11 protein-coding genes are annotated in these 26,446 nt (G+C 68.2%); 2 read left to right on the top strand and 9 right to left on the bottom strand.

Annotation, left to right across the window (positions count from 1 at the left end; all coding sequences use genetic code 11):
- Window positions 1-228: 228 nt before the first annotated feature.
- Window positions 229-1,293 carry a GGDEF domain-containing protein gene (locus AB8808_RS09075; RefSeq protein ID WP_369928661.1) on the top strand — a complete coding sequence of 355 codons (1,065 nt, stop codon included), beginning with the start codon at window positions 229-231 and terminating at the stop codon, window positions 1,291-1,293.
- Here AB8808_RS09075 and sodC read toward each other — a convergent pair whose 3' ends face one another.
- The 4 genes from sodC to AB8808_RS09055 form a co-directional block, all read right to left on the bottom strand.
- A complete protein-coding gene (gene sodC, locus AB8808_RS09070) occupies window positions 1,294-1,821 on the bottom strand; it encodes a superoxide dismutase [Cu-Zn] SodC (RefSeq protein ID WP_369928659.1) in 528 nt (175 codons plus the stop codon). It abuts the gene before it with no gap.
- A 94-nt stretch (window positions 1,822-1,915) separates the two neighbouring features.
- Window positions 1,916-2,617, bottom strand: coding sequence for a pseudouridine synthase (locus tag AB8808_RS09065; RefSeq protein WP_369928657.1), 702 nt, complete (start codon window positions 2,615-2,617; stop codon window positions 1,916-1,918).
- Window positions 2,614-3,678 (bottom strand): class I SAM-dependent methyltransferase, encoded by a 1,065-nt coding sequence (locus AB8808_RS09060; RefSeq protein WP_369928655.1) that lies wholly within the window; start codon window positions 3,676-3,678, stop codon window positions 2,614-2,616. Before AB8808_RS09060 ends, AB8808_RS09065 begins: the two co-directional genes overlap by 4 nt.
- Window positions 3,679-3,727: 49 nt before the next feature.
- Entirely contained in the window at window positions 3,728-5,281 is a 1,554-nt protein-coding gene (locus AB8808_RS09055) for a protein adenylyltransferase SelO (RefSeq protein ID WP_369928653.1), read from the bottom strand.
- Between the two features lie 148 nt (window positions 5,282-5,429).
- Here AB8808_RS09055 and AB8808_RS09050 point away from each other — a divergent pair, with 148 nt between their 5' ends.
- Window positions 5,430-6,137 (top strand): hypothetical protein, encoded by a 708-nt coding sequence (locus AB8808_RS09050; RefSeq protein ID WP_369928651.1) that lies wholly within the window; start codon window positions 5,430-5,432, stop codon window positions 6,135-6,137.
- Here AB8808_RS09050 and AB8808_RS09045 read toward each other — a convergent pair.
- The 5 genes from AB8808_RS09045 to AB8808_RS09025 all read right to left on the bottom strand — a co-directional run bounded on the left by AB8808_RS09045 (window position 6,047) and on the right by AB8808_RS09025 (window position 26,351).
- Complete coding sequence (locus AB8808_RS09045) at window positions 6,047-7,723, bottom strand: putative bifunctional diguanylate cyclase/phosphodiesterase (protein ID WP_369928650.1); 1,677 nt, start codon at window positions 7,721-7,723, stop codon at window positions 6,047-6,049. The two genes, AB8808_RS09050 and AB8808_RS09045, sit on opposite strands and share 91 nt — an antisense overlap.
- Window positions 7,724-7,793: 70 nt before the next feature.
- Window positions 7,794-10,091, bottom strand: a complete 2,298-nt coding sequence (gene gspD, locus AB8808_RS09040; RefSeq protein WP_369928648.1) for a type II secretion system secretin GspD — start codon at window positions 10,089-10,091, stop codon at window positions 7,794-7,796.
- Window positions 10,092-10,785: 694 nt separating this feature from the next.
- Window positions 10,786-12,051 (bottom strand): substrate-binding domain-containing protein, encoded by a 1,266-nt coding sequence (locus AB8808_RS09035; RefSeq protein ID WP_369928646.1) that lies wholly within the window; start codon window positions 12,049-12,051, stop codon window positions 10,786-10,788.
- Window positions 12,052-12,321: 270 nt separating this feature from the next.
- Complete coding sequence (locus AB8808_RS09030) at window positions 12,322-25,977, bottom strand: filamentous hemagglutinin family protein (RefSeq protein ID WP_369928644.1); 13,656 nt, start codon at window positions 25,975-25,977, stop codon at window positions 12,322-12,324.
- Window positions 25,974-26,351, bottom strand: coding sequence for a hypothetical protein (locus AB8808_RS09025; protein WP_369928642.1), 378 nt, complete (start codon window positions 26,349-26,351; stop codon window positions 25,974-25,976). The genes AB8808_RS09030 and AB8808_RS09025 overlap by 4 nt, the downstream gene beginning before the upstream one ends.
- Window positions 26,352-26,446: the final 95 nt, after the last annotated feature.

Here is a 26,446-nt window from a genome sequence, read left to right as displayed (position 1 = left end):
GCGATGTGAAGACGCGAAGACGGACCGGCGTCACATTTTCACGCATGGGGCCGGTTTTACCCTAAAGTTAGCGGCTTCGATGCCGTTATACCTCCCTGAGGATAGCCCGGCATCAGCCGGTCGAACGACACGGGGCGCGCCTTATGGCAGCCCGACTCGGGGGAGGATGTGCTCGGTGCCAGTCAGTAACCACCATCGCGGACACCACGTCGCGCCGCGGAACACCCCATGAGGACACCCTGGCATGCCCTCGCGGGCGGCTTTCCCGAAACGCGCCTGCTGGCATCGGTGGCCGAGTTCACCCACCACCGCGACATCGACGCACTGGATCACAGCCTGGTGCTTTCCCTGGCCGAGCTGGTGCCGGTCAACAGCGTGACCCTGTGCAAGCGCGGCCAAAGCCTGCAACAGCCGATCGAATCGATGGTGGTGTGCTCGCGGAAGAATGAAGGCGGTTTCGTCGTCGACGCCCTGGAGCCCCCGCGCGAAGGCGACCCGGTGGACAGCATCGTGTGCGCCATGGAAACCCTGGAAGCGATAAGCGATGTGACCGACAAGGGTGACTGCCGCCTGGTGATTCCCATCCAGCGCGAATCCTCGGCCATCGGTGCGCTGATGCTCGAGGCGAACGATTCGCTGGACCCCGTGCGCGTCATGATCGAAGGCTTCGCCCGCATCTACGGCAACTACATCGCCCTGCTCAACGAGAGCGAGCGCGACAAGCTCACCGGGCTATACAACCGGCGCAGCTTCGAACAGCGCCTGCGCCGCCTGCTCAAGCTCAGCCGCCAGCGGGCCCGCGCCGCGGTGGGGGGCGAGGACGAACGTCGCGTGGGCGAGGACGACAGCAAGATCTACCTCGCGATCCTGGATATCGACCATTTCAAGCGGATCAACGATACCTACGGCCATGTCTACGGTGACGAGGTCATCCTGATGCTGGCCCAGCTGATGCGCGCCAGCTTCCGCCAGAGCGACGTGCTGTTCCGCTTCGGTGGCGAGGAGTTCGTGATGCTGATCGCCGCGGAAAACGAAACGGTGGCGCATTACGCGCTGGATCGTTTCCGCCAGTTCATCGCCGACCATGCGTTCCCGCAGGTCGGCCATGTCACCGTCAGCATCGGCTACGCGCGCATCACCGAGAACGACTACCCCGAGATCGTGCTCGACCGCGCGGACAAGGCGCTGTATTTCGCCAAGGAAAACGGCCGCAACGGCGTGCACGGGTACGAACGCCTGGCCGAACGGGGCGAGCTGGCGCCGGTGGCGCTGGGCAGTATCGATCTGTTCTGACTAGGGCACCACACCGCAGGCGATGCGCGCACCGCCACCGCCCAGCGCTTCCGGCTGGTCGGCATAGTTGTCGCCACCGGCGTGGATCATCAGGGCATGGCCCTTGAGCGTGGCCAGCGAGGTAAGGTGCGGCGCGGTGACCGGCGTGGTGTCGGTACCATCGGCGCCCACGTCGATGCGCGGCAGGTCGCCCTCGTGGCCCATGGCATCCGGACCCGCGTGCTTGCCGGTTTTCGCCGGATCGTAATGGCCGCCGGCGGCCAGCGCGGCGCCCTTCTTGCCGTCCTTCTCGCCCGGATCGCAACTCGGCTTCTCGTGCAGGTGAAAACCGTGCTGACCCGGCGGCAGGCCCTTCAGGTTCGGCGTGAATACCAGGCCCTTTGCGCTTTCGGTCACGGTCACGGTGCCGGCCGACGCACCCGCACCCTGCGCCGTGACGGCGGTCAGCGGCACCACGAGGCTCTTGTCCGCGGCGTGCGCGGCGGCGCACGCGACCAGGCCAGCAACAACGATGGCGATCTTCTTCATGGCGCACTCCTTGGGTTCGGGACATTCCAAGGGATAGTGCACCGGGCGTGGAGAGGGCGTCCACGCCGGTACCGGCTGACCCCTGGGCCGCCACTCATCCGCCGAACATCCGCACCCGGTCCTGGTCGTCGAGCGCGCGCCACTCGCCCACCGGCAGGTCGTCGAGCGACAAGCCACCGAGCGTGGTCCGTTCCAGGGCCGCGACATGGTTGCCCACCGCCGCGAACATGCGACGCACCTGGTGGTAACGGCCTTCCGTCAGCGTCAGGCGGGCCCGCCGCGGGCCGAGCACGTCCAGCGTCGCCGGCAGCAGGGGGTCGGTTTCGCCATCCAGCATCAGGGTGCCCGCCGCAAAGATCGCGGCTTCGTCGCCGCGCAGGTCCTCGGCCAGGGTGGCCTCGTAGACCTTCGCCAGCGAGGCCTTGGGCGAGATGATCCGGTGCAGCAACGGGCCGTCGTCGGTGAAGAGCAGCAGCCCCGAGGTGTCGCGATCCAGCCGCCCCACCGTCGACAACACGGGATTGCGCAGCGCGAAGCGCGGCGGCAGCAGGTCGTAGACCAGGCGCCCGACGTCCTTGCGCGAGCAGGTATAGCCGGCGGGCTTGTGGAGCATCAGCAGCAAGCCCTGCGGCGGGTCCAGCGGCTGGCCCTCGAAACGGATCTGGCCGTGCTCCACCTTGTCGTCGGCGTAGAGCACTTCGCCGGCGGCGTCGGTGACCGCACCTTCCCGGAACAGGGCGGCGACCTGCTTGCGGCTGCCATAACCAAGGTTCGCCAACAGGCGGACGAGTTTCATCGACGGGGCTCCTGTGCTTCGATGACTTTGAAGCCGTCGCTATCGACGACCCTGTGGACGCGGGCGAACGCCGCGTCGAGTGCCGCCTCGTAGGCGAGGTGGCGATTGGCGACCATCCAGAACCGGCCCGCGGGGGCGAGGCCCCGTGCGGCGGCCGCGATGAACGCGCGGCCGAGTTCCGGCTGGTCCGCGCGTCCCTGGTGGAACGGCGGGTTGGACACGATCACGTCGTAACCGGGTGCGATGCCGTGGGTGACGTCGGCCCACTGCACGGACGTGGCGACGTCACGGCCCACACGGGCCACGGCCGCGGCAAGGTTGGCCGTGGCCGGCGCAAGGGCCCGGCCTTCGGCTTCGTAGAGGTCGGCGGCGACGATGCCGGGGCAACGCTCGATGGCGGCGCAGGCGAGAAAGCCGAAGCCGGCACCGAGGTCGGCCAGACGGCCTTGCAGGTCCACCGGCAAGGCCGCGGCCAGCAGCGCCGAGGCAATGTCGATGCGATCCCAGGCGAACAGCCCGCGCCGGCTGAGGAAACGCCCGTCCTCGATGGTCGTGGGTGCGTCGAGCGCCAGCCACGCTTCGTGCAGCATCGGGTCGGGCACGCTGCCGGGCCGGGTCCAGAACACGCGGCATTTGTGTTTCGACAGCTGGCCACCGAGGCCGGCCAGGGACGCCAGGTCGCCCTCGGCCGTCTTCGCGCCTTCGCTGTTGGGCACGGCGGCCACCACGATGCCGTCGCTGCCGGCACACGCCAGCGCCTGGGCGAACAGTGCGCGGGTTTCCTCGCGTTGCCGGGTCGGCAGCACCATGACCACGCGGAAGCGCTCCGACGGCGGCTCTGCGACGACCTCGAAGCCGGAGCGCGCCAGCGCGTCGGCGGCCGGCTTGAACGACTGCTGCATGACCCACCCGGGGCGACGGCGCTCGCGCAGGGCAAAGCCGTCGCGGGCGCGCAGCATCAGCAGGCGGCCGTCGTCCGGCCAGCGCAACGCGCCCGTGGCGAACGGGACGAAAAGCGCTTCCAGGGCGGCTTCGGATGCGGTTCCGGCGGACAACGCCATGGACCTCGGCAGGATGGACGACCGCCGATTCTAGCGCGAGCGGCCGCCCTCAGCTGCTGCAGGAGAGCATCGAGCAACCGACCCGGTCGCGGGCCCAGTCGGGACGACGCCCCGCAAGGTGCTCGCGCCCCGGCTGTTCGTCGTAGGGACGACGCAGCGTATCGAGCAACGCGTGCACGCCGCTGTCGTCGCCTTGCTCCGCGCGATCGATCGCCTCCTGGGCGAGGTAGTTGCGCAGCACGTAGCGCGGATTGCTTGCGTGCATCAGCGCCATGCGCTCGGCCGGCGACGCGTCGTCGTCGCGCACGCGGCCGGTATAGCGACGCAACCAACGCAGGAGGGCCGGCTCGACGGCGGCGCGGCGGGCGTCGTCGTAGAACGCCTGCGCCACCGTGTCGACGGACGGCGCGTCGAGGTCCAGCGCCGCCAGCGCGCGGTAAAAGATCGTCATGTCCATCTCGCCCTCGGCCAGCAGGCCGCGCAGGTCCCCGACCAGGGCTTCGTCCTCCGTGCGCGCCTGCACCAGCCCGAGCTTGGCCCGTGCGAACGCCGCGTCGGTGGCCTCGAACACTTCGACATAGCGCGCCAGCCCGGCCTGCAGGGCATCGGTGTCCGCGAACAGCGGCGCCAACGCCTGGGCCAGGCGTTGCAGGTTCCAGTACGCCACCTGCGGCTGCTGGCCGAACCGGTAGCGCCGGTGAGCGCGGTCGGTGGTGTTGGGCGTCCAGTCCGGATCGAAAATGTCCACCCAGCCGTACGGGCCGTAGTCGATGGTCAGGCCGAGGATGGACAGGTTGTCGGTGTTCATCACGCCATGGACGAAGCCCACGCGCATCCAGTGCGCGATCAGCCGCGCCGTGCGCTCGCACACCTCGGCGAAGAACGCGCCATGGCGCCCGGCCTCCGGCAACGCCGCGATCGCCGGGAAATGCGTGCGCACGGTGAAGTCCACCAGCTGGCGCAATAGCGCCACATCGTTGCGCGAGGACGGCAACTCATACGAGCCGAAGCGCAGGAACGACGGCGCCACGCGGCAGACGATGGCGCCCGGCTCCAGGGCCGGGTGTCCGTCGTACATGACATCGCGCAGCACCTGGTCACCCGTGGCCAACAGGCACAGGGCCCGCGTGGTCGGGACGCCCAGGTGGTGCATGGCCTCGCTGCACAGGAATTCGCGGATGGACGAACGCAGCACGGCCCGCCCGTCGGCCCCGCGCGAGTAAGGGGTGCGACCGGCGCCCTTGAGTTGCAGCTCCTGCCGGCCGTGATGCGCCGTCAGCACTTCGCCCAGCCCGATCGCCCGGCCGTCGCCCAGCTGGCCCGCCCAATGGCCGAACTGGTGCCCACCGTAGGCCATGGCGTAGCCACGCATGCCCGGCCAGCTCGCATTGCCGGAGAACACCTGGGCGAAGTCGGGCGCGGCGGGATCGATGCCGAGCATGGTGGCCACGTCGTCGGCCACCGCGACCACCCGGGGCGCCGCCACCGGGGTGGGGTCCACCCAGGAATACGCCGCACCTTCCACCTGGCGCGGCACGTTGTGGGTGTCCGGGTCGGCCGGCAGGTCGCGGACGAAGGCGTTGTCGAAACGGAGGGCTGTCATCGGCGAGGGGGTCTGACGCGTTGAAGGGTCACTTCAATATCCGGTCGGCACGGCGCGTTACAAGGCGGACGGTCCGCACGCGGTACCGATGCCGCACGAGCCGACCGACTCGTGCACACTAGCGCCCCGCCCTCCCGTCCTGGATTCCATGCGTCCGATCCGCGCCCTGGCCAGCCTGCTCACCGTCTCCGTGGCCACCGCTGCGTGGGCCGGGCCGTCGGGTGTGCCGCGCAGCGACAAGACGCTGGTGGAAATAGTCAACGCGACGATGGGCACGCTGCCGAATGCCGTGGATGCGTTGTCGCGCAAGCTACCGGGCGGCCTGCATGCCACGGCGGACGCCCCACCCCAGATCGTCCGCAGCCAGCCGTTCGTCACGCGCGACGGTTACCGGGTGAGTGCGTTCGAGGCCCGTGGATTCAACGAGGGCGGCGACGTGGCGATGGCCCGCTTCACCTCCATCCAGCTCGAACAGCGGCCGTGCTTTCCGCGTGCGGACATTGCCGGGGCCTTCCACGCCAGCGCCTCGGAAACCACCCTGCCCACGGCGCCATCCATGCTGCCCAACCGTTACACGGTGCTGCAGATGCCCTGGGGGCGCTTGTCGTTCGGCAGTTCGCAGGAAAGCGGCGGCTGCGTCATCGCCATCGTCGGCGACGCCACCGGGGGCGTATCCGGCGCGCGCATGCCGCTGCCGTTGCCCCAGCCCACCAGCGTGCCCGGCATGCCCGACCTGCGCCGCACGTGGCCGATGCCCGCGGGTGCCTATTCCAGCGAAAGCACCGCGGCGGGCGCCGGAAACGACTGCGCCATGTGCTCGATGCCGTCCTCGGGCACCGCCGGCGAGAACAGGTAACCCTGCAGTTCGTCGCAGCCGGCTTCGCAAAGAAACGCGCGCTGCTGCTCGGTCTCGACGCCCTCGGCCACCACGCACAGGCCCAGGGCCGCACCCAGGTTGGACACGGCGCGCACGATCGCCGCGGAGTCGCCCGCCGTCGGCGCCATCTGCACGAACGAACGGTCGATCTTGACCTTGTCCACATCGAGGTCTTTCAGCAGGGTGAGGCTGGAATAGCCGGTGCCGAAGTCGTCCAGAGACACGCGCACGCCCACGCCACGCAGCTGCCGGAGCAGGCTGACCGCGAGGCCGTCGGCGTGGACGATCGCGCTCTCGGTGATTTCCAGCTCCAGGCGCTGCGCCGGCAGCCCTGATTCGCGCAGCACGCGCAGCACCATCGCGGCGAAGTTGTCGTCGCGCAATTGCACCGCGCTGACGTTCACGGCCACGAACAGGTCGGGCAGACGGGCCACGCGCGCGCAGGCCGTGCGCAGCATCCACTCGCCCAGGCGATCGATCAACCCGGTTTCCTCCGCCACGGGGATAAACTGCACCGGCGGGATCTCCCCCAGCCGCGGATGCTGCCACCGCGCCAGCGCTTCCAGGCCGATCAGCTTGCCGTCGCTGGCACGAACCATCGGCTGGTAATGGCAACTCAGGCCTTCGCCGCTGACCAGGGCATCGTCCAGCAGGCATTCCACATCGCGGCGGTGTTCCAGCGCGGCGTCCAGTTCGTCGTTGTACAGCACGTAGCGGTTGCGTCGCTTCTTCGCCTCGTAGAGCGCACTGTCCGCCTTGCGTGCCAGCTCACCGGCGGCCACCGCCTCACGGTCGATGGTGATCACGCCCACCGACGTGCCGACGAACGCGGTGGTGGAAAGCACCCCGAACGGCTTGCCGGCCAGGGCGAGGAAGGTGGCGGCCAGGGCCGCGGCGTCGAAGCCGTCGCGTTCCTCCACCAGCACCGCGAATTCGTCGCCGCCGATCCTCGCCACCGTATCGCTCGCGTCCACCGCGTCGCGCAGGCGGACCGCGAACTGCATCAGCAATTCGTCGCCCGCCAGGTGGCCCCAGGTGTCGTTGACCTTCTTGAAGCCGTCCAGGTCCAGATAGAACAGGGCGGAACGCTCCCCGCCGGCAGCCGCCTTGGCGATGGCGGCCTCGATGCGGCCGAACAGCGCCGTGCGGTTGGACAACCCGGTCAGCGCGTCGTGGCAGGCCAGCCAGCGGACATAGGCTTCCGATTCACGCAGTTCGGTGATGTCGGTGATCGAGGCCAGCACATGCGGCTGGCCGTCCAGCTCGATGCAGGTCTTGCGGGTGATCAGCGTGCGCACGCGGCCCTGCGGATCGGACACCGACTCCTCCGATTCCACGACCTCGTGGCTGCGCAAGACGGCTTCATCGCCGGCGGCCATGCGGGCGGCCTGCTCCGGCGGGAACAGCTCGTCGTCGGTGCGCCCGAGGACGTCGTCCGGTTCCAGGCCGAAATAGGCATAGCCCATGCGATTGGCCAGCACCCAGCGGTGCCGTGCGTCACGCACGAACATGGCCGTGGGCATCAGTTCCAGCACGGTCGACCAGCCCAGCAGATCGTATTCCACCCGTTCCCCCTTCCCAGAACACGTCCAGCGACGTTGGAACGCCCCATGTGACGCGCGTGTGTGCGAAAACCTACGGGTAGGCTGCGCCGGTGGCCGGTGCGGTCGAGGGGCCACGCGTGAGCGGCCGCAGCGATTCGAATTTGCGCTGGTATTCGTCGGTGACCTGCTTGGCCTCGTCGCCGTTGGTGATGACGCGCGGCGTGATCAGCACGATCAGCTCCGTGCGGGCGCGACTGCGGCTGGTCGTACCGAACAAACGGCCGAAAACGGGTATCCGGTTGAGTCCGGGGATACCGGTGTCGGTGGTGGTGTCGTTCTGCTTGATCAGGCCGCCCAGCAACACCGTCTGGCCACTCTGCACGGCGACCTGCGTGGCCACCTCGCGCTGCTGGATCGGGAAGTTGCCCGTGGCGGTGTCCTTCTGGCCCGCCGCGCTCACCACCTGGTTCACGTTGAGGTACACCAGGCCGCCGGGATTCACGCGCGGACGCACGTTGAGGATCACGCCGGTGTCCTTGTACTCCAGCTGGCCGATGGTGTTGTCCGAGTTGGCGTTGGTGTTGATGTAGGTCTGCGTGATGGGAATCTGGTCGCCGACCTGGATATGCGCCTTCTGGTTGTTCAGCACCACCAGCGACGGCGCCGACAGCACCTTGGTGTTGCCGCTCTGCTCCATGGCGTGCAGCGCGACCGAAATATGGTTGTTGACGAACGAATAGAAGAAGCTGTCGTTGGCCGAGTTGTACGTGGCGCCCCCATTGCCCAGCGCGTACTGGTGCTTGTTGCCCGGCTGCGTCGGCTGGCCGTTGGTGGTGCCGGTCAGTCCTTCGAGGTACCACTGCACGCCGAACTGGAAGTCGCCGGTGAGGCTGACTTCCAGGATGCGCGTCTCGATCTGCACCTGCAGGGGCACCGCGTCCAGGCGCTTGATCGCCTGCTCGATCTCCGCCCATTGCGCGGGACGGCAGCGCACCATGATCTGGTTGTTGCTGTCGACCGAGGTGATCCGCACGCCATCGTCTGTGGTGGTGGCCGAATGGCTCTTGCCGGTGCCGCCGCTGTCGCCCGACGGCGCGTCGCCCGCAGCCGCGCTGCCCAGGCCACCGCTTGCGGTCGAGCCGGTCGCAGCGGTGCTGCCCGCCGCGCCCGACGCCAGCCCGCCCGTGGTCGAACCGCCGCCGGTGCTGCCAAAGGCACCCGTGGTGCTGCCCAGGCCCGAACCGCCGCGATTGCCCAGGTCGCTGTCGCCGCCGCCCAGCGTGCCCGAGGTCAGCCCCGGGCCCACCTTGCCGCCGCGATCGGTGGCGCCGCCTTTCGATCCACTGCCATAGATGTCCGAGAGATAATCGGCCATGTCCGAGGCCTGCACGTTGCGCACGTCGTAGACGTACAGCTGCGGCTCGTTGCCGCCGCCATGATCGATGCGATCGATCCAGCTGCGTACCTCGTCGAGGTACGCCGGCTGCGGGCTGATCACCACCAGCGAGTTGGTGCGCTCGATCGGGATGAAACGCAGCACGCCGGCCATGGGCGTATTGCCCTTCTCGCCGAAGATGGCGTCGAGCTGCGGCTGCAAATCCTTCACCTGCGCGCGTTGCAGGCTGAACACGCCCACCGACATGCCACGCAGCCAGTCCACGTCGAACGTGGCCACGGTGCGCTGGTAGTTGTCCAGCTCCGAAGGCGTGCCGGCCATGACGATGACGTTGCGCGTGGGATCGGCCAGCAGCGTGGCATCCGGCCGCGCGAACGGCTTGATCAGCTTCTGCATCTCGGTGGCCGAGATGTAGTGCAGCGGAAACAGCCGCGCCTGAAGGCCACCGGCCGGCGCGTTGGCGCCCAGGCTCGGCACCAGGTTGCCGGCCACGGCATCCTTCGAAGGCACCACCACGTAACGGCCGTTGCTGTGCACCAGCGAGTTATCCGTCCACGACAACAGCGTCTCCAGGATCGGCAGCGCCTGCTCGGCCGTCACCGGCTGCGAGGTGGAGAAGGAAATATTGCCCTGCACACCCGGGGTGATCGAGTAGTTCTCGTGCAGCAGGTCGCCCAGGATGGCCTTGACCACCGCCTCGACAGGCTGGTTCTCGAAGTTGAAGGTGACCGTACCCGTGCCCGCCGCGACCGGCTTTGGCCTGGCCAGGCCCACAGGCCGGACGAACTGGCCCGTGCCGGTGGTGATCTGCGGCTGGGTGGTGGCCGGCGTGGACGGATTGGTCGACGGCGCGATGCGCGGCCGCGGGGCGGGCAGTTCCGTACCGGCCATGGCTTCGCGCTGCAACGATCCATCGTCACGCGGTTGCGGCAGCGACTGGCATCCGGCAAGGGCAACCACGATGGCGGTGGAAAGGGCGGGAAACAACTTCATGAACACAGGCACCCGAACGGTTGGAGACCGAGAGATAGCACGATGACGTGACACGAGGCTACCGATCCCACGCGCGATCTACTCCGTCACGCCATCGGAGCACGGTGTAGAGCGCCTGTCGCAAGAAACCGCGAAGCATGGCTGTGCGCATCCCCTCTTCCGAAGGAGAGGTTCTTCACGCATGACCGGGGTCTGTCCCGAAGCCGAAGCTGTCGTCGCTCGCAGGGCGCGGCGATGAGGCGTCGGGTGGTCACCCTCTGCGCTCGGGCAACGGCCGCAAGCGGCCGAACTCGCTCAGAGGATGACCACCCGACACCTCCCCGACTACGGAGGTTGCGGGCTGGGAAAGCAACGCTCGCGGCATCGCACGGAGCGGCATCTCCAGCATGGCCCCGCCGCGCGATGTCGCCAACGCTTTGCTCTCCATCCCAACTTGCCTCTGTCGTCGCAGAGGTGCTGGGTGGTTACGCTCTGAGCGAGTTCGGCCGCTTGCGGCCGCTGCCCGAGCGCAGAGTGTGACCACCCAGCGCCTCCTCGCCGTACCCTACGAGCGACGGGCTCTGGCTCTGGCTTCGGCTTCGGCTCAGCTTCGGCTTCGAACTCGCGGCATTACCCATCCATGCGCGAAGAACAAGAAAAAGGGGCCCGAAGGCCCCTCGTTCGTCACCGGACATCCCTGTCCGCACGCGGTAGCTTAGTTGACCACGCAGCCGTTGATCTTGGCCTGGGTCATGTCGGCGTTGGTCAGGAACGCCAGGCCCGTGCCGGCGCCCGCACCGATGGTGACGGTGTTGTTGCGCACCGTGGTGTTGTACGGCGAGAAGAGCACGCCTTGCACCGCCGACAGGTCGGCGCCGTTGCCGCTGGAGTTGCCGAGCAGGTAGGACACGGCGAGGATCGGATAGCCGCTGGCCGGCTTGGCGTAGTTGGCCGGATCGACCAGGGCGACGCACTGCGTGGTGAGCGGCAGCGCGGCGATCGTCGGACGACCGTTGCTGTCGACCGCACCGATCGCCTTGTCGTAGGTCACGGCGACGGCGAGCGGGCCACCGAAGTTCGACGGATTGATGAAGGTGGACGGCGCGGCGTCGTTCGACACGCTGGCGAAGCGAACGTTGCTGGACACGGCGTTGGCCGCTTCCGCGTAACCGATCGAACCTTCCGTGGCGGCAACCGTCGAGACGACGGCCGGGTTACCCGAGGCCGTGACCGAAGCGGCATAGGACGGGATGTAGGCCGAGGCGGCGGTCGCATAGGACTGGTCGGTCTTGAACGCCGTCGCCGTGTTGTTGCCGCCGATCGAGGTGGCACCGCACTTGGCCGACAGGTGGTTCGAGAACGCGAACGACGTGCCGCTACCATCCGCACGCGAAACGATCGTGATGTTGCCCGTGGTACCCGACGGGATACCGGCACCGGCGAGGCCGGCGTCGTTCCAGGTCTTGATCTGGCCGGAGAAGATCTTGCAGACCTGCGTTTCCGTGAGCTTCAGCGAGGTCACGCCCGTCTTCTTGAACGCCACCGCGATGGCGCCGGCGACGGCCGGAATCTGCACCGGCTGGCCGCTGCTGTGGCCGGAGGTGTAGGCGGTGTAGTCAGACGAAGACAGCGGCGAGTCCGAGCCGATGAAGTGCGGCTGGGCAAGGCCGGTCGCGCCGAAACCGGTCGGCACGGCGGTAGCCGAGCAGGCAGCGTTGACGTTGGCGACCGACGGGTCGTTGCCGGCGAGGATCTTCTTGCCGGTGCCGCTGCCGGTCTGGCAGTAGGTGGTCGGCTTGTTACCGGAGATCTGCGAGTAAGCCCAGAGCATGGAACCGTTGGCCGGGACGACCTGACGGGTCGACACGTCGAGGCCATAACCGACGGCCGGCAGCGTGGCGCCACCGCCACGGATAGTGGCGCTCTGCGCGACGGCAAGCGACGCAACGCTCATCAGAACAGCGCCCGCGATCAACTTCATGCGGGTGTTTCCCATCGAATTCGTGAAACGCATGGTGTATCCCCTTGCATAGAAGCCCCCCGATCGGGGGCGACGACAAAGGTGGCATCTTGCGGTGACGCGTTGATGGTGTTTCGGTGTCGCGGATTGTGATGCAACGATGACTTCGTTCACTCCACGTAACGCGGCGATCACACCGCGTATTGAACGTACACATGCGTTGTCATCGCCCGCTGACGTTGTGCCTAAATAGCGCATGATTCCCTCGATCTTGCCGCATCTGCAACGTTCTTACAGCTGTCGCAGCGCGCGTCGCTCATCCTCCGTCAGTCGCGCATCGCCTGCCGCCCGATGACCCAGCACCTGGACCGGACTGCCGACATCGTATCCGCGAGCAGGCGCGATGCTCGAGGTGGTGTCGCCGTCGCGCAGCACCTGCACCGAGATCTCGGAAGGCAGCTTGTCGCGCGTGTCGGCCTGCTGTTTCCTGACGACATCTTCCGCCGCCTGCGTCGCCGCGGTCGCCGCCGCACTCGCCGCATTGAGTGCACCGATGTTCACCGATGCCGTGACAGGAACACCCACCGACTCACCGGTGACCTGGATGTTGTCGGCGTTGGCGACGCGTGCCGCGGCGATGACGAGGTTGCCGGCGACGCGGATACCCGCATCGCCCGCATCCACGGTACCTCGCGGCGCGATGAGATAGGCGTTGCCGGCCGGCGCACCTTCCACGGTCTGCAAGGTGGCGATGCCCGCACCGGCCACCTGCCCGCGCGCATCGATACGACACCACGCATCGACATCGCACACGTAGACCGGCGGCGGCACTTCCGCCGTGGTCTTGGCGCCCAGGCCGGCGTTGATGTCCCCGTTCGAGCTCCAGATCGTGACGTTGCCGCCTCGCTCGGTGAAGATGCGGCTCTGCGCCAGCAGCACGCTCTTGTCGGTGAACAGGTTGACGCTGCCCGTCTCGAGGGTGAGCACACCCATGGTGTTCGGTCCCGCAAGCACGCGACCGTTGATGTCGACGATCTGCGATGGCGCTCCCGTGCTGCCGATGAGTGCCTGGCCGCCGGGACCGAGGATGGTTACGTCACCACCCTGCTGCGTCTGGATCGTGGAGCTGCGTACGTCCAGGTTGCCGGTTTCCGCCGGCTTCGTCGCCCCGTTGAGGCCACCCTGGCCGGTACCGTTGGCGGTATAGCCGTCACTGGCGGGGAACATGGCCTCCACGGCGGCATAGCCACGGGCGTACTGACTGAAGTACTTGCTTTCCGGGCTGTTGTAATCGGTGCCGACCTGCGCCAGCAGCTTGAACAGCGCTTTCTGCGCGAACAGCCGCTGCACATCGTCCGGCTGCCGGGCGAACAGCGAGCGCGCCTGCTCCGCCGTCAACGTCACCGCTACCTCGTCGCCCACGTGGCCCGTGTCGGTGACCGTACCGGCCAGCCGGCGCTGCATGAAATCGACGAGGTCGGGCACGAGGCTCGGCAGGCCGTCGGCGCCATCGAGGTAATGGGCAAGGAAGCCCGCCGTGTCCATACCGGGACCGACACCGAAGTTCACCAGGATCTCGGCACTCTCGTGCGGCAGGTAAGGGTTGTAGAGATTGCCCACGGACTGGATGCCCGTCGGCTTGCTTGCCTGCCCGACCTGCGTCTCCGTCGCCACGTCCGTCTGGCTGGTGAATGGCCCGATGTCGCGGCCGGCGTCGACGAGGAACGTACCCGGCCCACCCAGCAGCAGTGAGGGAGGAAGATGGTAGGCGTTCGGAACGGGCCCGTAGAAGCTCACGTTCGCCAGGTACGGCGAGTCGTAGATGTCACGTCCCGCCCGCACGCGCGTGATGTCCGCGCGGCGGGTGTGCTGCCCCACCAGCGACAGGTTCACGATATCCCTGCCCGCCTGGATGAGGGCCTGCTTGGCCGGATAGATGACCAGCGACAGGTAGTTGAAGCCGTTGGGCGCGTCCAGGCCGTCGGTGATGTCCCCGCCCAGCGCATAGATCCGCACGGGTTGCACGTCATCGCGATGCAGGCCGGCCGCGTCGTGGTACACCGCATTCTGCGCGGTGCGATCGTCGACACCCAGATAGATCGACTGGCTGGCCACCGGCGCGAGCGGGTTGGGCATGAGTGCCGGATCGCTGTCGATCAGGCCGAAGCCCGTGCCCAGCGAATCCAGGATCGTCTGCCGCGAGAACCCGATCCCGCCGCTGGCCAGCAGCGACAGGTTGCCGGATGCCGAAGGGAACAGCTCCCCGTTGACCCGGATGTCGATATCGCCACCGAAGGCGTTCATGGCCAGGGACGCAGGCAGGAGTGGCCCGGCCACGCCGCCGGCGCCGAAGACCAGGCCCGGTGCCGACAGGCTGCCGAAGACCAGGTCGCCGGCCAGGGCACTCACCGTGAGCGCCGATCGCGCCGAGTACGACTGGGCATCGGGGTGCGTCGCGGGCAACAGGGACGTGAACACGCCGGTCGAGTTGTAGTACGACGGGTTGTACACGCCACCCAGGTCAACGCCTTGCCGGCCGCTTACCGTCGCCACCGTGTCCTGCATGCCGATCAGCGTCGACACGGGCGTGATGGTGTCGCCAAGCCCGGTGACGTTGCCGACGTTGACGGCCGACAACGCTTCCGAAGCGCCGATGCGACCGTCCGCGCGGATGTCCGCCTTGCCGCGCGCCACGAAATAGGCGCCGCTGAGAATATCGCCGCCCGCATGCACGGCGAGGTCTCCCCCGCCCACCGTCGTGATCGCATCGCGGGCTTCGTTGGCGTACCAGGTGGTGGGAAGCGATACGGACAACTCGCCGATGGTGCCGCCCGCCTGTACGTCCACGTTGCCGCCCAGGCTCATGACGCCCTGGCGGAAGTTGGAAAAGTCGATCGACGAGCGACTGCCGTCGGCGGCGTTGCCCACCTGCATCCATTGCCACCAGTACTGCGAGATGGGCGTCCCCGCCGTACCCTTGGTGAGGTTGCCATCGGTATCGGTCACCGACTGGATACCCTGGATATTACCGGCAGCATGCAACGAGAGGTCGCCGGCGCGATCGGGATTGACCAGTCCGGTGACGACCATGTTCGGCTGCGTGTCCGCCGCTCCCGGCGCACGCTCGGAAGGTCGCAGCACGCTGACGTCGGTACCGGCGGTGGTTCCTTCCGCCGGTTCACCCGCCGTGTAGATCGTCGCCGGTGCCGCGGTGTCCAGCCACGCGATATCGCCGGCCGAAGCGACGTCGATCGAACCGGTGCCGGTGCGTATCGTGGTGGGCATCAGCCAGGTCTTGCCGGCATACGGACTGCGAGGCGTCACGACGGTGGCATCCGTGACCGTGTCCTGCACGGCGAAGTGACCGGCCAGACGCACGTCGCCGGTACCCGTGGCCAACGTCGCCAGCGGATCGGTGGCGCCGGTGTCCGCCCCGGCAACCAGACGGTACGACGTGCTGGAACCACCCAGCAGGGTCGCCGAAGCGAACGACGCGGGGTTACCCAGCGACGGCATGTTCGAGGGCGAATTGTTCGGGGCCGGCGGCGGCACGACCACGGGCGTCGTACTGCCGCCACCGCCACCACCGTCTCCACCGCCACCGCCACCGCCCGGTCCGGTGGCGACCGCGTCCGACTTCGGTGCGAAGGGCGCATAGAATAGCTGGCTGCCGGATAGCCGGTTACCGACGCGTCCGTTCACGTAGCGGAAATAGGTGTCGTGACCACCGATATAGGTGGTGTAGTTCGTCGACCAGGTCGTGTATTCGTTATCCACCGGCAGCAGGATCGGCGATGGGGTGACGCCACGGTTGTCGACGCTGAAATTGCCTTCCAGCCAGGTCTCGTAGTCGGTCGCATAGTCGGCATAGTTCGCATACGCACCCGGCTGCGGCGCGGCCAGCGTGGTCGGGTTGTAGACCAGGAAGCCGACCACGTTGTTCGCGCGGGTAAATGCCGCCGCCCAGGCCGGGTTGTCCCCGTCGCCCATCTCGGTCAGGTACTGCTGGTAGTTCGCATAGTAGGCGTCGGTCTGCGTCTTCAACGGCGCCTGCAAGGGCTGGTAGTACGGGTCCTTGCTGATATCGGCGGTACCGCCGCCGGGCGTCATCGCGTTGTCCGGATCACCGTCGCGCAGGTTGATGCTGCCGTTCCAGATGCCGTTCTGGTCGAAGTAGCTCTGGATCGTCTGGTAGGAAGCCACCGCCTGGTCATAGGCGGGATTGGCATCCGAAGGCGCCGCATCGGACTTCGGCGCGAAGGGCGCATAGAACAGTTGGCTGCCGCTGAGACGGTTGCCGACGCGTCCGTTCACGTAGCGGAAATAGGTATCGTGACCGCCGATATAGGTGGTGTAGTTCTGCGACCAGGTCGTGTATTCGTTATCCACCGGCAGCAGGATCGGCGATGGGGTGACGCCACGGTTGTCGACGCTGAAATTGCCTTCCAGCCAGGTCTCGTAGTCGGTCGCGTAGTCGGCATAGTTCGCATACGCACCCGGCTGCGGCGCCGCCAGGGTGGTCGGGTTGTAGACCAGGAAGCCGACCACGTTGTTCGCGCGGGTAAATGCCGCCGCCCAGGCCGGGTTGTCCCCGTCGCCCATCTCGGTCAGGTACTGCTGGTAGTTCGCATAGTAGGCGTCGGTCTGCGTCTTCAGCGGCGCCTGCAAGGGCTGGTAGTACGGGTCCTTGCTGATATCGGCGGTACCGCCGCCGGGCGTCATCGCGTTATCCGGGTCGCCGTCGCGCAGGTTGATGCTGCCGTTCCAGATGCCGTTCTGGTCGAAGTAGCTCTGGATGGTCTGGTAGGACGCGACGGACTGGTCATAGGCCGGGCTCGTCCCCGAACTCGGATTCGCCCCCGAACCCGAGCCCGAGCCGCCGCCGCCGGCGCCGTCCGACTTCGGCGCGAAGGGTGCATAGAACAGCTGGCTACCGCTGAGCCGGTTGCCGACGCGTCCGTTCACGTAGCGGAAATACGTATCGTGCCCGCCGATATAGGCAGTGTAGTTCTGCGACCAGGTCGTGTATTCGTTATCCACCGGCAACAGGATCGGCGACGGGGTGGCGCCACGGTTGTCGACGTCGAAATGGCCTTCCAGCCAGCTCTCGTAGTCGGTCGCGTAGTCGGCATAGTTCGTATACGAACCCGGCTGCGGGGCCGCCAGCGTGGTCGGGTTGTAGACCAGGAAGCCGACCACGTTGTTCGCGCGTGAGAACGCCGCTGCCCAGGCCGGGTTGTCGCCGTCGCCGTACTCGACAAGGTACTGCCGGTAATTCGTGTAGTAAGCCGTGCTCTGGCCCTGGAGCGGCGCCTGCAACGGCTGGTAGTAAGGGTCCTTGCTGATATCGGCGGTGCCGCCGCCCGGCGTCATGGCGTTATCGGGGTCACCGTCGCGCAGGTTGATGCTGCCGTTCCACAGGTTGCCGTTGTCGATGAGGTACTGGTCGGCGGTCTGGTACGCGGCCACGGAATCGGTATAGCCATTGTCCGGAGGCGTACCCGGATCGGTCGGGTCGGTAGGATTCGTCGGGTCCGTGGGGTTGGTGGGATCCGTCGGGTTCGTCGGCGATGTGGCCTTGCCCGGGTTGTTGAAGGCGGCACCATCGTTCTGCTGGTAGAAACCGTCCGTGATGCTGGCCTTGAGGTCGAGATGGCCTGCCGCGCGCACCGTCAGGATCGGTGCCTCGCTGCCATAGCGATAGGCGAGCTGGATCCTGCCGTCGCTGCCGGTGACGCCCGCGGCCAGGTTCCAGTTGGTGAGCACGGCGATGTCGCCCTGCGACGGGCCGTCGGAAGGATTGCGCAGCTCGATGCCCGGGCGCACGTTCACGTTGCGGATGTCCGCGAAGCGGGAGCCGAAGCTGAAGCCCGGCTGCTGCACGAAGCCCATCAGCGCGCCCGGGCCGTTCGCGATGTTGCCATCCAGGTAACCGTAGAAACCGGCGTGGTCGGCGTTCACGGCATCCGGGAAGAAGAAGTACTTCGACAGGTAGATCGCGACCTGGTCGTCGCCGACCGGCGCGGCCAGGACCTTGCCGGACGCATCGGTCCACTTGCCCGCCACCATCGTGGCACCGCCATTCGCGTACCAGCCGGCGGGGTCGACGATGCCGTCGAAATGCTGCGCGCCCGTGGAGGCGTCCTTCGTGCTCCATACCGCATAGGGCTCGAGGGTGACGTCGCGCGCGCCCTTGATCGCCGAGGCGGCATCGACGGTGATGGGCACGTCGCCGTCGGCAAGCAGCGGCGCGCGCATGCTCACGCGGCCGCCGGAGAACGCATCGCCGGAACCGCCGGATACGTCGATGCCCGCGTTCGCGCCGATATGGATGTAACCGGCGTCCTGGCGGTCCACCTGCTCGTAGCCACGGGTCGGGTCCAGCTGGCCGTTGGGCGTACCCGTGGTGCCCAGTACCACGTCGCCACCGCGCTGGGCGGGAATGGACGTGTGCGCATCCAGCTGGCCTTCGATATCCACGCCCTGGCGGCCCCACACCTCGATACGGCTGCCTGCCGGGGCACTCGCGTCGATACGACCGTCCACGCGTGCCGTGCCGCCGTTCGCGTACAGGTACACCTTCTGCGCCGTCAACGCGTGACCGGCGGACAGCGTGAGGTCGCCCTGCCCGCTGCTGATGTCGACGAGGCCCGTCGCACCTGCCGAGGCGGTGAGTGCCGCGAGTGCATCCAGGTCCAGCGCACCACCCGAGCCGACCGTGAAGTAACCGCCACGGTTACCGGCAAGCGCATGGCCGTCGTAGCTGCCACCGAGCAGGAGATTGCCGCCGGCCACCGCATGGAACGTCCCGGCGTCACCGCCCTGGGTCGTGCCCGCGAAACGCATCGCCGCGCCGTCGCCGATGACGATGTTCCCCTTGCCCGCGTCGAGCGTGACATTGCCGCCGGCGGAATACGCGGCGGTGTCGAAGAAGGTGCGGACCGCGCCGGAGGCGTCGAGCACCGTGCCGGGGGCGACCGTCAGGTCGCCGTCCGTCGCACGCAGCCGCAGCGTTCCCGAGGTGGCGGTGAGGTTCATGGCGTCGTCGATGGACGCCGCCTGCAGGGTCAATGAACCGCCGAGCCCGTCGCGGGCCAGGGCGCTACCGGCGGCGCCACGCAGCGACATCGTTCCCGTCGTGCCGAGCGTCGTCGCGCCACCGCCGTCGGCGACGAATACCGGCGCGCCGAGCACCACGGCGGCGGCGCCGAAGTCGACCCCGCCCTGCCCCTGGGCGACAAAGCCTTGCGCGGCGGTGGCGTTGAAGGCATCGAACCCATGCAGGGCGAGCGTGCCGGCACCGAAATCCACCTCGCTGGCCTGGACGTCGAACGTGCCGGATCCTGCCAGCGTCGCGCCCGCGGCGGCGCCGAGCACGTTGGCGAATGTCAGCGTGCCCGCGCGCAGCCGCACGTCGCTGCCGTCGCCGACCAGCGCACCCGCGCTGAGTGTCAGCGCCCGATCGAACGCGATATCGAGCGGACCGACGAAGTCGATCTCGCCACGGCTTCGCAGCACCACGCTGTCCGCGCCACGCAGTTGCGCGACGGTTCGCGAGCCGATGGAAAGGCCGTCATCCGCGCCGACCGCACCGTCCGCCACGAAGCTCACGCGATTGGCGGTGGCATCGATCGCCTTGCCGGACAGCGAGGCGCTGTCGTCCACACGCATGCGGCCGGTGGCGTCCAGGGTCAATGCGTTGCCGCCGTCCACGCTGGCGCCGGCGCCGATGGTGAGGCGCCCCTGCGCCGTTCCGTCCGCGGGCAGGCCCAGGCGGGTCACCGACGACGCGCCGTTCTGCGACACACGCAGCAGTGAACCGTCGCCGCTGATCGCAGCGACCGTCGCACCACTGGCGTCGATACTGGCGTTGCGACCGAACACCAGCGCGTTGTTGCCACCCGTGTTCGCGTCGCCGCGCCCCTGGATGACGCTGCCGTCGTCGAGCACCACGCCATCGCCATCCGCCGAACCCGCGGCCACCAAGAGGATTTCCTGGCCCGACAGCGGATGCGCCGCATCGTTCGACAGCAGGACACTGTTCGCCTTCACGTCCACGTGGTCGCCATCGGCCGCCGCGCTCCGGGTGCCGCCGATGAGCAGGCTTCCCGCACCCAGGGTGGTCAGGCCATCGGCGGCGATGCCGAGGTAGCCGTCGCGTGCCAGATCGCCAGCGCCGAGGATCTGGATGGCCTGCCCCGCGATGTCCACCTGCGAGGTACGTCCGCCCTTGCCCGGCGTGGTGGCCAGCGTGGCGCCCAGGTCCAGCCGCTGGCCGGCGTCGATCATCAGGCGGCCGGCGTCCATCGGACGCTGTGTGGCGACCTGGCCCTTCTTGCTCGCCAGGCTGGTGAAGAAGGTATCCGCATCGGTGAAGCGGTACTGCGAATACTGCTGCCATACCGGCGCAGACTGCACGAGGAAGCTGGTGTTGCGCGCATCGCGCGCACCACTGAGGGCATCGCCGAAGTAACCGGACACGGCATAGGTGCCGTCGGCCATGCGCGAGGAACGGCCCAGCACGCTGTCTTGCGCCGTGGTGTCCTGCACGATGCGATAGGCGCCGCTGAGCTGCGCGTACTGCGCAGGCAACAAGGTATACATCCCTGCGGGCAAGCCAGGCATGCCGGAAAGGTAGACGGACTGTCCCACGCGGGGCTGCGTACCGCCCGCACTGGAGAAAGCGCTGTCCTGCGCCGCGACCGGACCGTTGAACCCGGGGAGGATCGCGTACACGGCCGTGCCTGTGCCCGTGCCCGACGACGCGAGCACGTCGCGCGTACCACCCACGCCGGCGACGAACTCGGCCGCCTGCAACTGGCCACCACCGGCAAGATCGATCGATGCGCCGCTGTCCAGCGCCAGCGCGGTTCCGTGCAGTTCCACCTGCTTCGACGGCGGCGCTGTCAGCGCGGCCGAGGACACGTTGGCCGCGCCGTTATAGCGCCAGTCCACGCCGTCGACGGTGCTGCCGTAGGGCACGGTCGCGCCACCCAGCGACACCGAGGTGATGCTTCCCGGGGCGAGGTGCACCGAGGTCGTGGCCACGAGTGGCGCGTAGCCCGCGCCCAGGCCGAAGCGGGAAGCAGCCGCCTGCGGATCGCTCACGCCGAGAATCAACGAACCCGCCGGCGCGCGCAGCGTGCCCTGCTGCTCGATGCGATCCGCGCTGACCAGCAACGCGCCGCCTGCGGACAAGGGTGCGGACGACGGTCCGCCGGGAAGGAAGGTGACCGTGGTTTCGCGGGCGTTGCCCTGCGCATCGGCGATCCCCGAGGCGTTCGCGTCGATGACGAACCGGTAGTCGGTGGCGGGATAAACCTGCGCGGCGCGGAAGGTGAGATCGCCGGTGCTGAAGAGCATGCCCGGCACACGCGCACCCGCCGTGTCGTAGGCAAGCAGCGCATCCTGGGCGAAACGGAGATCGCCCGTGGCGTTGAACGATGCGCCGCCCCAGCCCTGCAGGTTGAGGGCGCCGCCAAGGTCGATCGCGTTCGCCTGCACGAGCAGGGTGCCGTCGCCGGCCTCCGCTGCCGCCACGCTGGCCGCGCCGCCCGCCAGATGAACGTAGGGCGCGCGGAGATGGACCTGGCCGTTACCGCTGCGGAATCCGTTCACCGGCTCCGTGCCGGTCGCGTCGTTGCCGACGGCCCGATAGGCCAGCGCATACGCCGAGAACGACCGCGCGAGATCGAGATCGACGTCGCCTGCGAAGGTGACCGGTACGATCGTGTTCGCGACGCTGCCCGCAGGGTCGGCACCCAGCGACAGGCTCGCGATGCCCGATCCCTGCAGACGGTCCACCCCGAAGGCGAGCACGCCCTGCGCGGAGGCTCCGGTATCCGTGAAGGAGGAAGCGTAGCCGGGCGCGTCTTCCACCCGGGCGCGAACGAGCATCGTGACAGGCGCCCAGGCGTCGCCGCCCACCTCGTCGCGCGGCACGATGGCCAGTGAACCGCCCTCGCCGCGCGTGTCGCCGGCATGCGCGCTCAGTGCTGCGCCCAGATACAGGCCCGAGACGGCGCCGATCGTGATGTTGCCGGCGTCGCTCCATACCGCGGTGGGAGCGTCGTCCACCGTCGTGCCGTTGAGCCGACGCGTTCCCGTCGGCAGATCGTAGGTGTCGCTCGCGCCGGAGACATCGATGACCGACCCGTTCGCCGCGACCACGTAGCCTGTATAGGGCGAGTCGAGCGTGACACGGCCACCGTCGAGCACCGTGCCGGTACGTGGCGTGGCGCGCACCGGCGCACCCGTTCCCGCGCCCGCCAGGGTCGCCGGCGTGGCCTGCGTGTCGATCAGCGAGACACCGCTCGCGTCCAGCACACCCGTGGCGCCCAGCCAGACCCGCGAAGGCTGCACCTGTACGGTGTTGCCGGCCTTGCTGTTCGTCAGCGAGATGTTGCCGCCTGGTGCGCGCAACGTGCCGTCGACGACCACCGCACCCGGGGAAGCGAGCGCGATCGTGCCGTCGGCGTCCACCACCACCTGCGCACCCGCGCCGATGTCCGCCGATCCGCTGACGCCGGCATAGACCGGCGCGGCCGACTGCCCGCCCGCGGAACCGCGCGAGGGCCATCCGAGGTAATCGCCGGCGACAAGGCTAAAGCCCGGCCCCTGTCCGGTTCCCGTGCCACGGGTGGCCCAGCGCTGGTACGGATCGAGGTAACCGATGACCGACGCACCGTTGGACGCATCGATATCCGTGCCGCTGCCAAGGAAGCGCAAGGCATCCAGGTCGGCGACGCGATTGGCCCGCCGCACCTGGACCTGCGTGCCTGGCGCCACTGTCGCATCGGTGACCGCGTGCAGCACGTAGTTGTCGAAGCCCTGCCCCTGGAAGAACGACGGCGTGAGGTAAAGCCCGTTCGGCTGGGTCATGGTGGCGGGATCGCCGCCCACCTGGACCTGCGCCGCGTGCAGGGAAAGCGTGCCGCCACCGGCGAATCCATAGGCGTCGATCGCGCCGTCCATGACGAGGTAGCCGCTGTCCAGCGCCGTGGGCGGCTTCTGGTCGCCGAATGCCAGGGTGGCCGGCATGTCGTACAGCAGCAACGATACGTTGCCGCCACGCCCCTGCGGAACGCCGTGCGCGGTCGCCACGCGACCGTCGACGCCGACGTAACCCCCGCTGGAGACATCGATCGTGCTGCCGCGGGCCAACCGGATGGAACCGGTCTGGTCGAGCTGCGCCTCGACGTCGCCCTTGTAGCTTTGCTCGGTGGCGAGGGTGATGCTGCCGCCATCGATGAAATAGTTTCCCGCTACGTCCGTGCCTGCGCGATTCGTATCGTTCACCCACAGGCCGCGCGTGCTGAGCAGCGCGCCGTCGGTCAGGGTGATGTCCGGCGCGGGATTCGCATGGTCGGCGAACTGCGCCAGCGTCTGCGTCTTCAGCGTTATGGCGCCGGACGGCGCGACGATGCTGCCATGGATGTCGATGCGGCCAGCGGCCATCGATACGCTGCCGCCGGGTGACACGGTGACCTGGGTGCCTGCCGTCTCTTCGATCGCACCGTCGCGGTTGTTGATGGTGAGCGCGGAAAAGCCACCCTTGCCCAGCGTGTTCGCGGAAAGGACCAGCCACGTCTGGCCGTCGTCCGACGGCGCCTGCACATCGGCAAGGTCGTCGCCGCCGTTGAAGCCCGGCATCAGCGATTCCAGCGTCTGCGAGGACTGCTGCAGGCGTACGCCGGGAATGACCTGGCGCGGCGCGGTGGACACCGGCGTGGTATCGAAGACGAAGGTGCCGCCGTCCGGCGGCGTCCCGTTTGAGGCCTGCCGCGAGCCGACCGTGGCCTGCGCCGTCATCTCGCCGTCCAGGGCCAGCCCGCTGCGCGCGTGCACCACCAGATCGCCCGCGTCGCTGCCGGAGACGAAGCCCTCGGCCCAGCGACGCGAGCCGCCCAGCAGCGGCGAGTTGTAGGTTTGCGACACGCCCCAGCGGGCGTGCGTCGCGGTGTACTGCCCGGCGAAGCCGATGTACGCCACGTCCGGGTCGGCGGAGGAAATGTCGTAGATGCGGCCGTCGGCACCCAGCAGGTTCGGCGTGGTGATCCAGCCCGCCTGATAGGCAAGGTAACCGCCGTCGAGACGCAGGCTGGAACCCGAACGGGTGATCACCTCGTTACCATCGAGCGCGATCGACCCGCCCCGTGTGAGCATCTGCGAAATATCGCGGGGCACGTTCTCGACGTAGCCCTTCACGTTCAAAATGGGGCTGCCGATCCAGTCGAGGCCGTCCGCGCGCGTGCCGGACTGGCTGCTGTCGATCAGCACATTCTTCTGCGTGTACAGGAAACCGTTGCGCAGCAGCGGGGAGTCGGCCAGTTCGTTCTGGCCGATGCGCGGCACGTTCACCAGCAGTGCGGACATCGGCAGATCGACATCGGCCAGGCCCGACACGTCGATCGTCGCGTTCGCATCCACGTAGACGCGACCCGCGTTCGCCACCACCCCTTCGCCGGTGAGTGAGCTGTCACGGAGCGCGGTGAGCGCCACCGTCGAGCCCGGCGCCTCGATGAGCGCCCCGGAAGCGAGGCTGACGTTGCCGCCCGTCACCGTGACCTTGCCGGGCGTGAACACCTTGTCGGCGGCGGCGGTCGAGGAGGTCGTGGCGCCGTCCTTCTCCGGCAGGATGGTCGTGACCGACTGGCCGCCGAAGGTCACCGGGCCCGAGCGGCTGCCCCGTCCCGACTGACCGGTGATGTTGATCGTTCCGGGTGCGGCGATGCTGGTGGAGGCCATGACGACCCCGTCCTGTGCCACCCCGTAACCGGTGAGGTCGATTTCACCGCGACGCGCCTGCACCAGGCCGCGATTGATGACCGTGCCGCGCCCTTCCGTGTAGACGCCGCTGGATGTCTCGGACAACAGGACGCGACCGGAGGTACCCGCCAGCGACGCATCGAACACCGTGCCCGCGGCGAGGATCGCCTGCCCATCGTCCGCGACCACCGCGCCTTCGTTGACGACGTTCGGCGCGGCGACGATCGCGAAACCCTGCGCGCCGGTGGTGATGCCGGCGCCCTTCCCGATCGTGACGTCGTGCCCCGCGCCCGGCGCGAAGGCGGACTGCAACACACTCATTTGCGGGCCGCCGGAGGCGGTCGAGGCGAAGCCTTCCGCCAGGAACCGTGCATTGCTGGTGGCCCGGTCGGGACTGTAGATATCCAGCGAGCTGGCGATCAGCGAATGCACGTTCACCTGCGAGCCGCTGCCGAAGATCATGCCGTTGCGGTTGAGCAGGTACACCGTGCCTTCGGCCTTGATCTGGCCGAGGATCGTGCTGGGTTTCGCGGTGGGATCGGTGATGCGGTTGAGCGCTACCCAGTCGTTCCCGCCCGAGGTGAGGTTGCCCGCGCTCTGGTTGAAATACAGCGTGGTATCGCGGCCGACGTTGAAGCTGTCCCAGGTCAGGATCGCCTTCTTCGCCGTCTGCTTCACTTCCACCGTGTGCCTGGCGTTGGCCGCCACGGTGTCGGTAGGCTGGCGCGCGTTCTGCCACAGCGTGGGATCGGCGGCGAGGCCGGCCGCCGGCTTCAGGCCACCCTCGGCCAGGCCGTCGGGCACGCCGGACACACGCGGTGCGGTGGCCGCGGCGTTGGCCTGCTGCTGCATCTGCGTGGCAAGGGCCGCTGCGGCATGGTCGAGGTTCTGGATCGACTGCTGCACACGTTGCTGCTGCAGCGCGTTACCCGGGGTGAGGCTGGCAGGCCTGCCATCGGCGCGTGGCACGGCATCGGACGATGAAGGCGTCGCGCCCGGCTGCCTGGCCGCCAGCCACGCCGCGCTGAACGGCGGGGGCGTGGTCGCCGCATGGGCGACACCGCCGCCGAACAACGCCAGGGCGATCAGCCGGCACATCGCCTTGCGACGGAACGGCGGTCGCGACGCGGACGGAAGCGGGCGGAGGGTGGCGGCAGGAGTCCGGATATGCGCGCTCATGAGAAATCACCAGTCATCGTTGCCACTTCATCGTTGAGTTCGGGCAGCGCGGCGAGCTCCCTGAGCTCCTCCCCGCTGAATTCGCGCAGCACGGCGCGGATCGCCAGGCGGCGACCGTCATGGAGCCAGGCGTTGAGCACGCTGGCGATCGCGCGCATCGTCGATAGCGCGGTTTCCTCCAGCAGCGGCTTGCGGTGGCGCAGGTGCTCGACCACGGCATACCGCACGCGCGCGCCCAGGAAGGCGGACGACTCGTTCAGCAATCGCTCCAGTCCGTCGAGCGAACAGCGCGCCAGCAACACATCGGCGGCCTTGGCCTGCCGGGCCGCGTAGAGCTGGCGCAGCATCTCGGCCAGGGCGTAGGGACAGCTCATGTCACGGCTCCCCGCATCGATCCGGGCACGCGACCACATCCGCGGCGTGCGCTCCGTCGGCGAGGCGATGTCATGATCCGGATACATGGGATCCC

Source organism: Xanthomonas sp. NCPPB 2632, assembly GCF_041228075.2.
Lineage (GTDB): Bacteria > Pseudomonadota > Gammaproteobacteria > Xanthomonadales > Rhodanobacteraceae > Luteibacter.
The sequence above is the reverse complement of the archived record's forward strand: the minus strand, read 5'-3'. Positions and strand labels throughout refer to the sequence as shown.

Coding starts and splice junctions, on each gene's coding strand:
- AB8808_RS09025 (WP_369928642.1), bottom strand. CDS start 26,351: ATGAGCTGTCCCTACGCCCTGGCCGAGATGCTGCGCCAGCTCTACGCG.
- AB8808_RS09030 (WP_369928644.1), bottom strand. CDS start 25,977: ATGAGCGCGCATATCCGGACTCCTGCCGCCACCCTCCGCCCGCTTCCG.
- AB8808_RS09035 (WP_369928646.1), bottom strand. CDS start 12,051: ATGAAGTTGATCGCGGGCGCTGTTCTGATGAGCGTTGCGTCGCTTGCC.
- AB8808_RS09050 (WP_369928651.1), top strand. CDS start 5,430: ATGCGTCCGATCCGCGCCCTGGCCAGCCTGCTCACCGTCTCCGTGGCC.
- AB8808_RS09075 (WP_369928661.1), top strand. CDS start 229: ATGAGGACACCCTGGCATGCCCTCGCGGGCGGCTTTCCCGAAACGCGC.
- AB8808_RS09055 (WP_369928653.1), bottom strand. CDS start 5,281: ATGACAGCCCTCCGTTTCGACAACGCCTTCGTCCGCGACCTGCCGGCC.
- AB8808_RS09060 (WP_369928655.1), bottom strand. CDS start 3,678: ATGGCGTTGTCCGCCGGAACCGCATCCGAAGCCGCCCTGGAAGCGCTT.
- AB8808_RS09065 (WP_369928657.1), bottom strand. CDS start 2,617: ATGAAACTCGTCCGCCTGTTGGCGAACCTTGGTTATGGCAGCCGCAAG.
- gspD (WP_369928648.1), bottom strand. CDS start 10,091: ATGAAGTTGTTTCCCGCCCTTTCCACCGCCATCGTGGTTGCCCTTGCC.
- sodC (WP_369928659.1), bottom strand. CDS start 1,821: ATGAAGAAGATCGCCATCGTTGTTGCTGGCCTGGTCGCGTGCGCCGCC.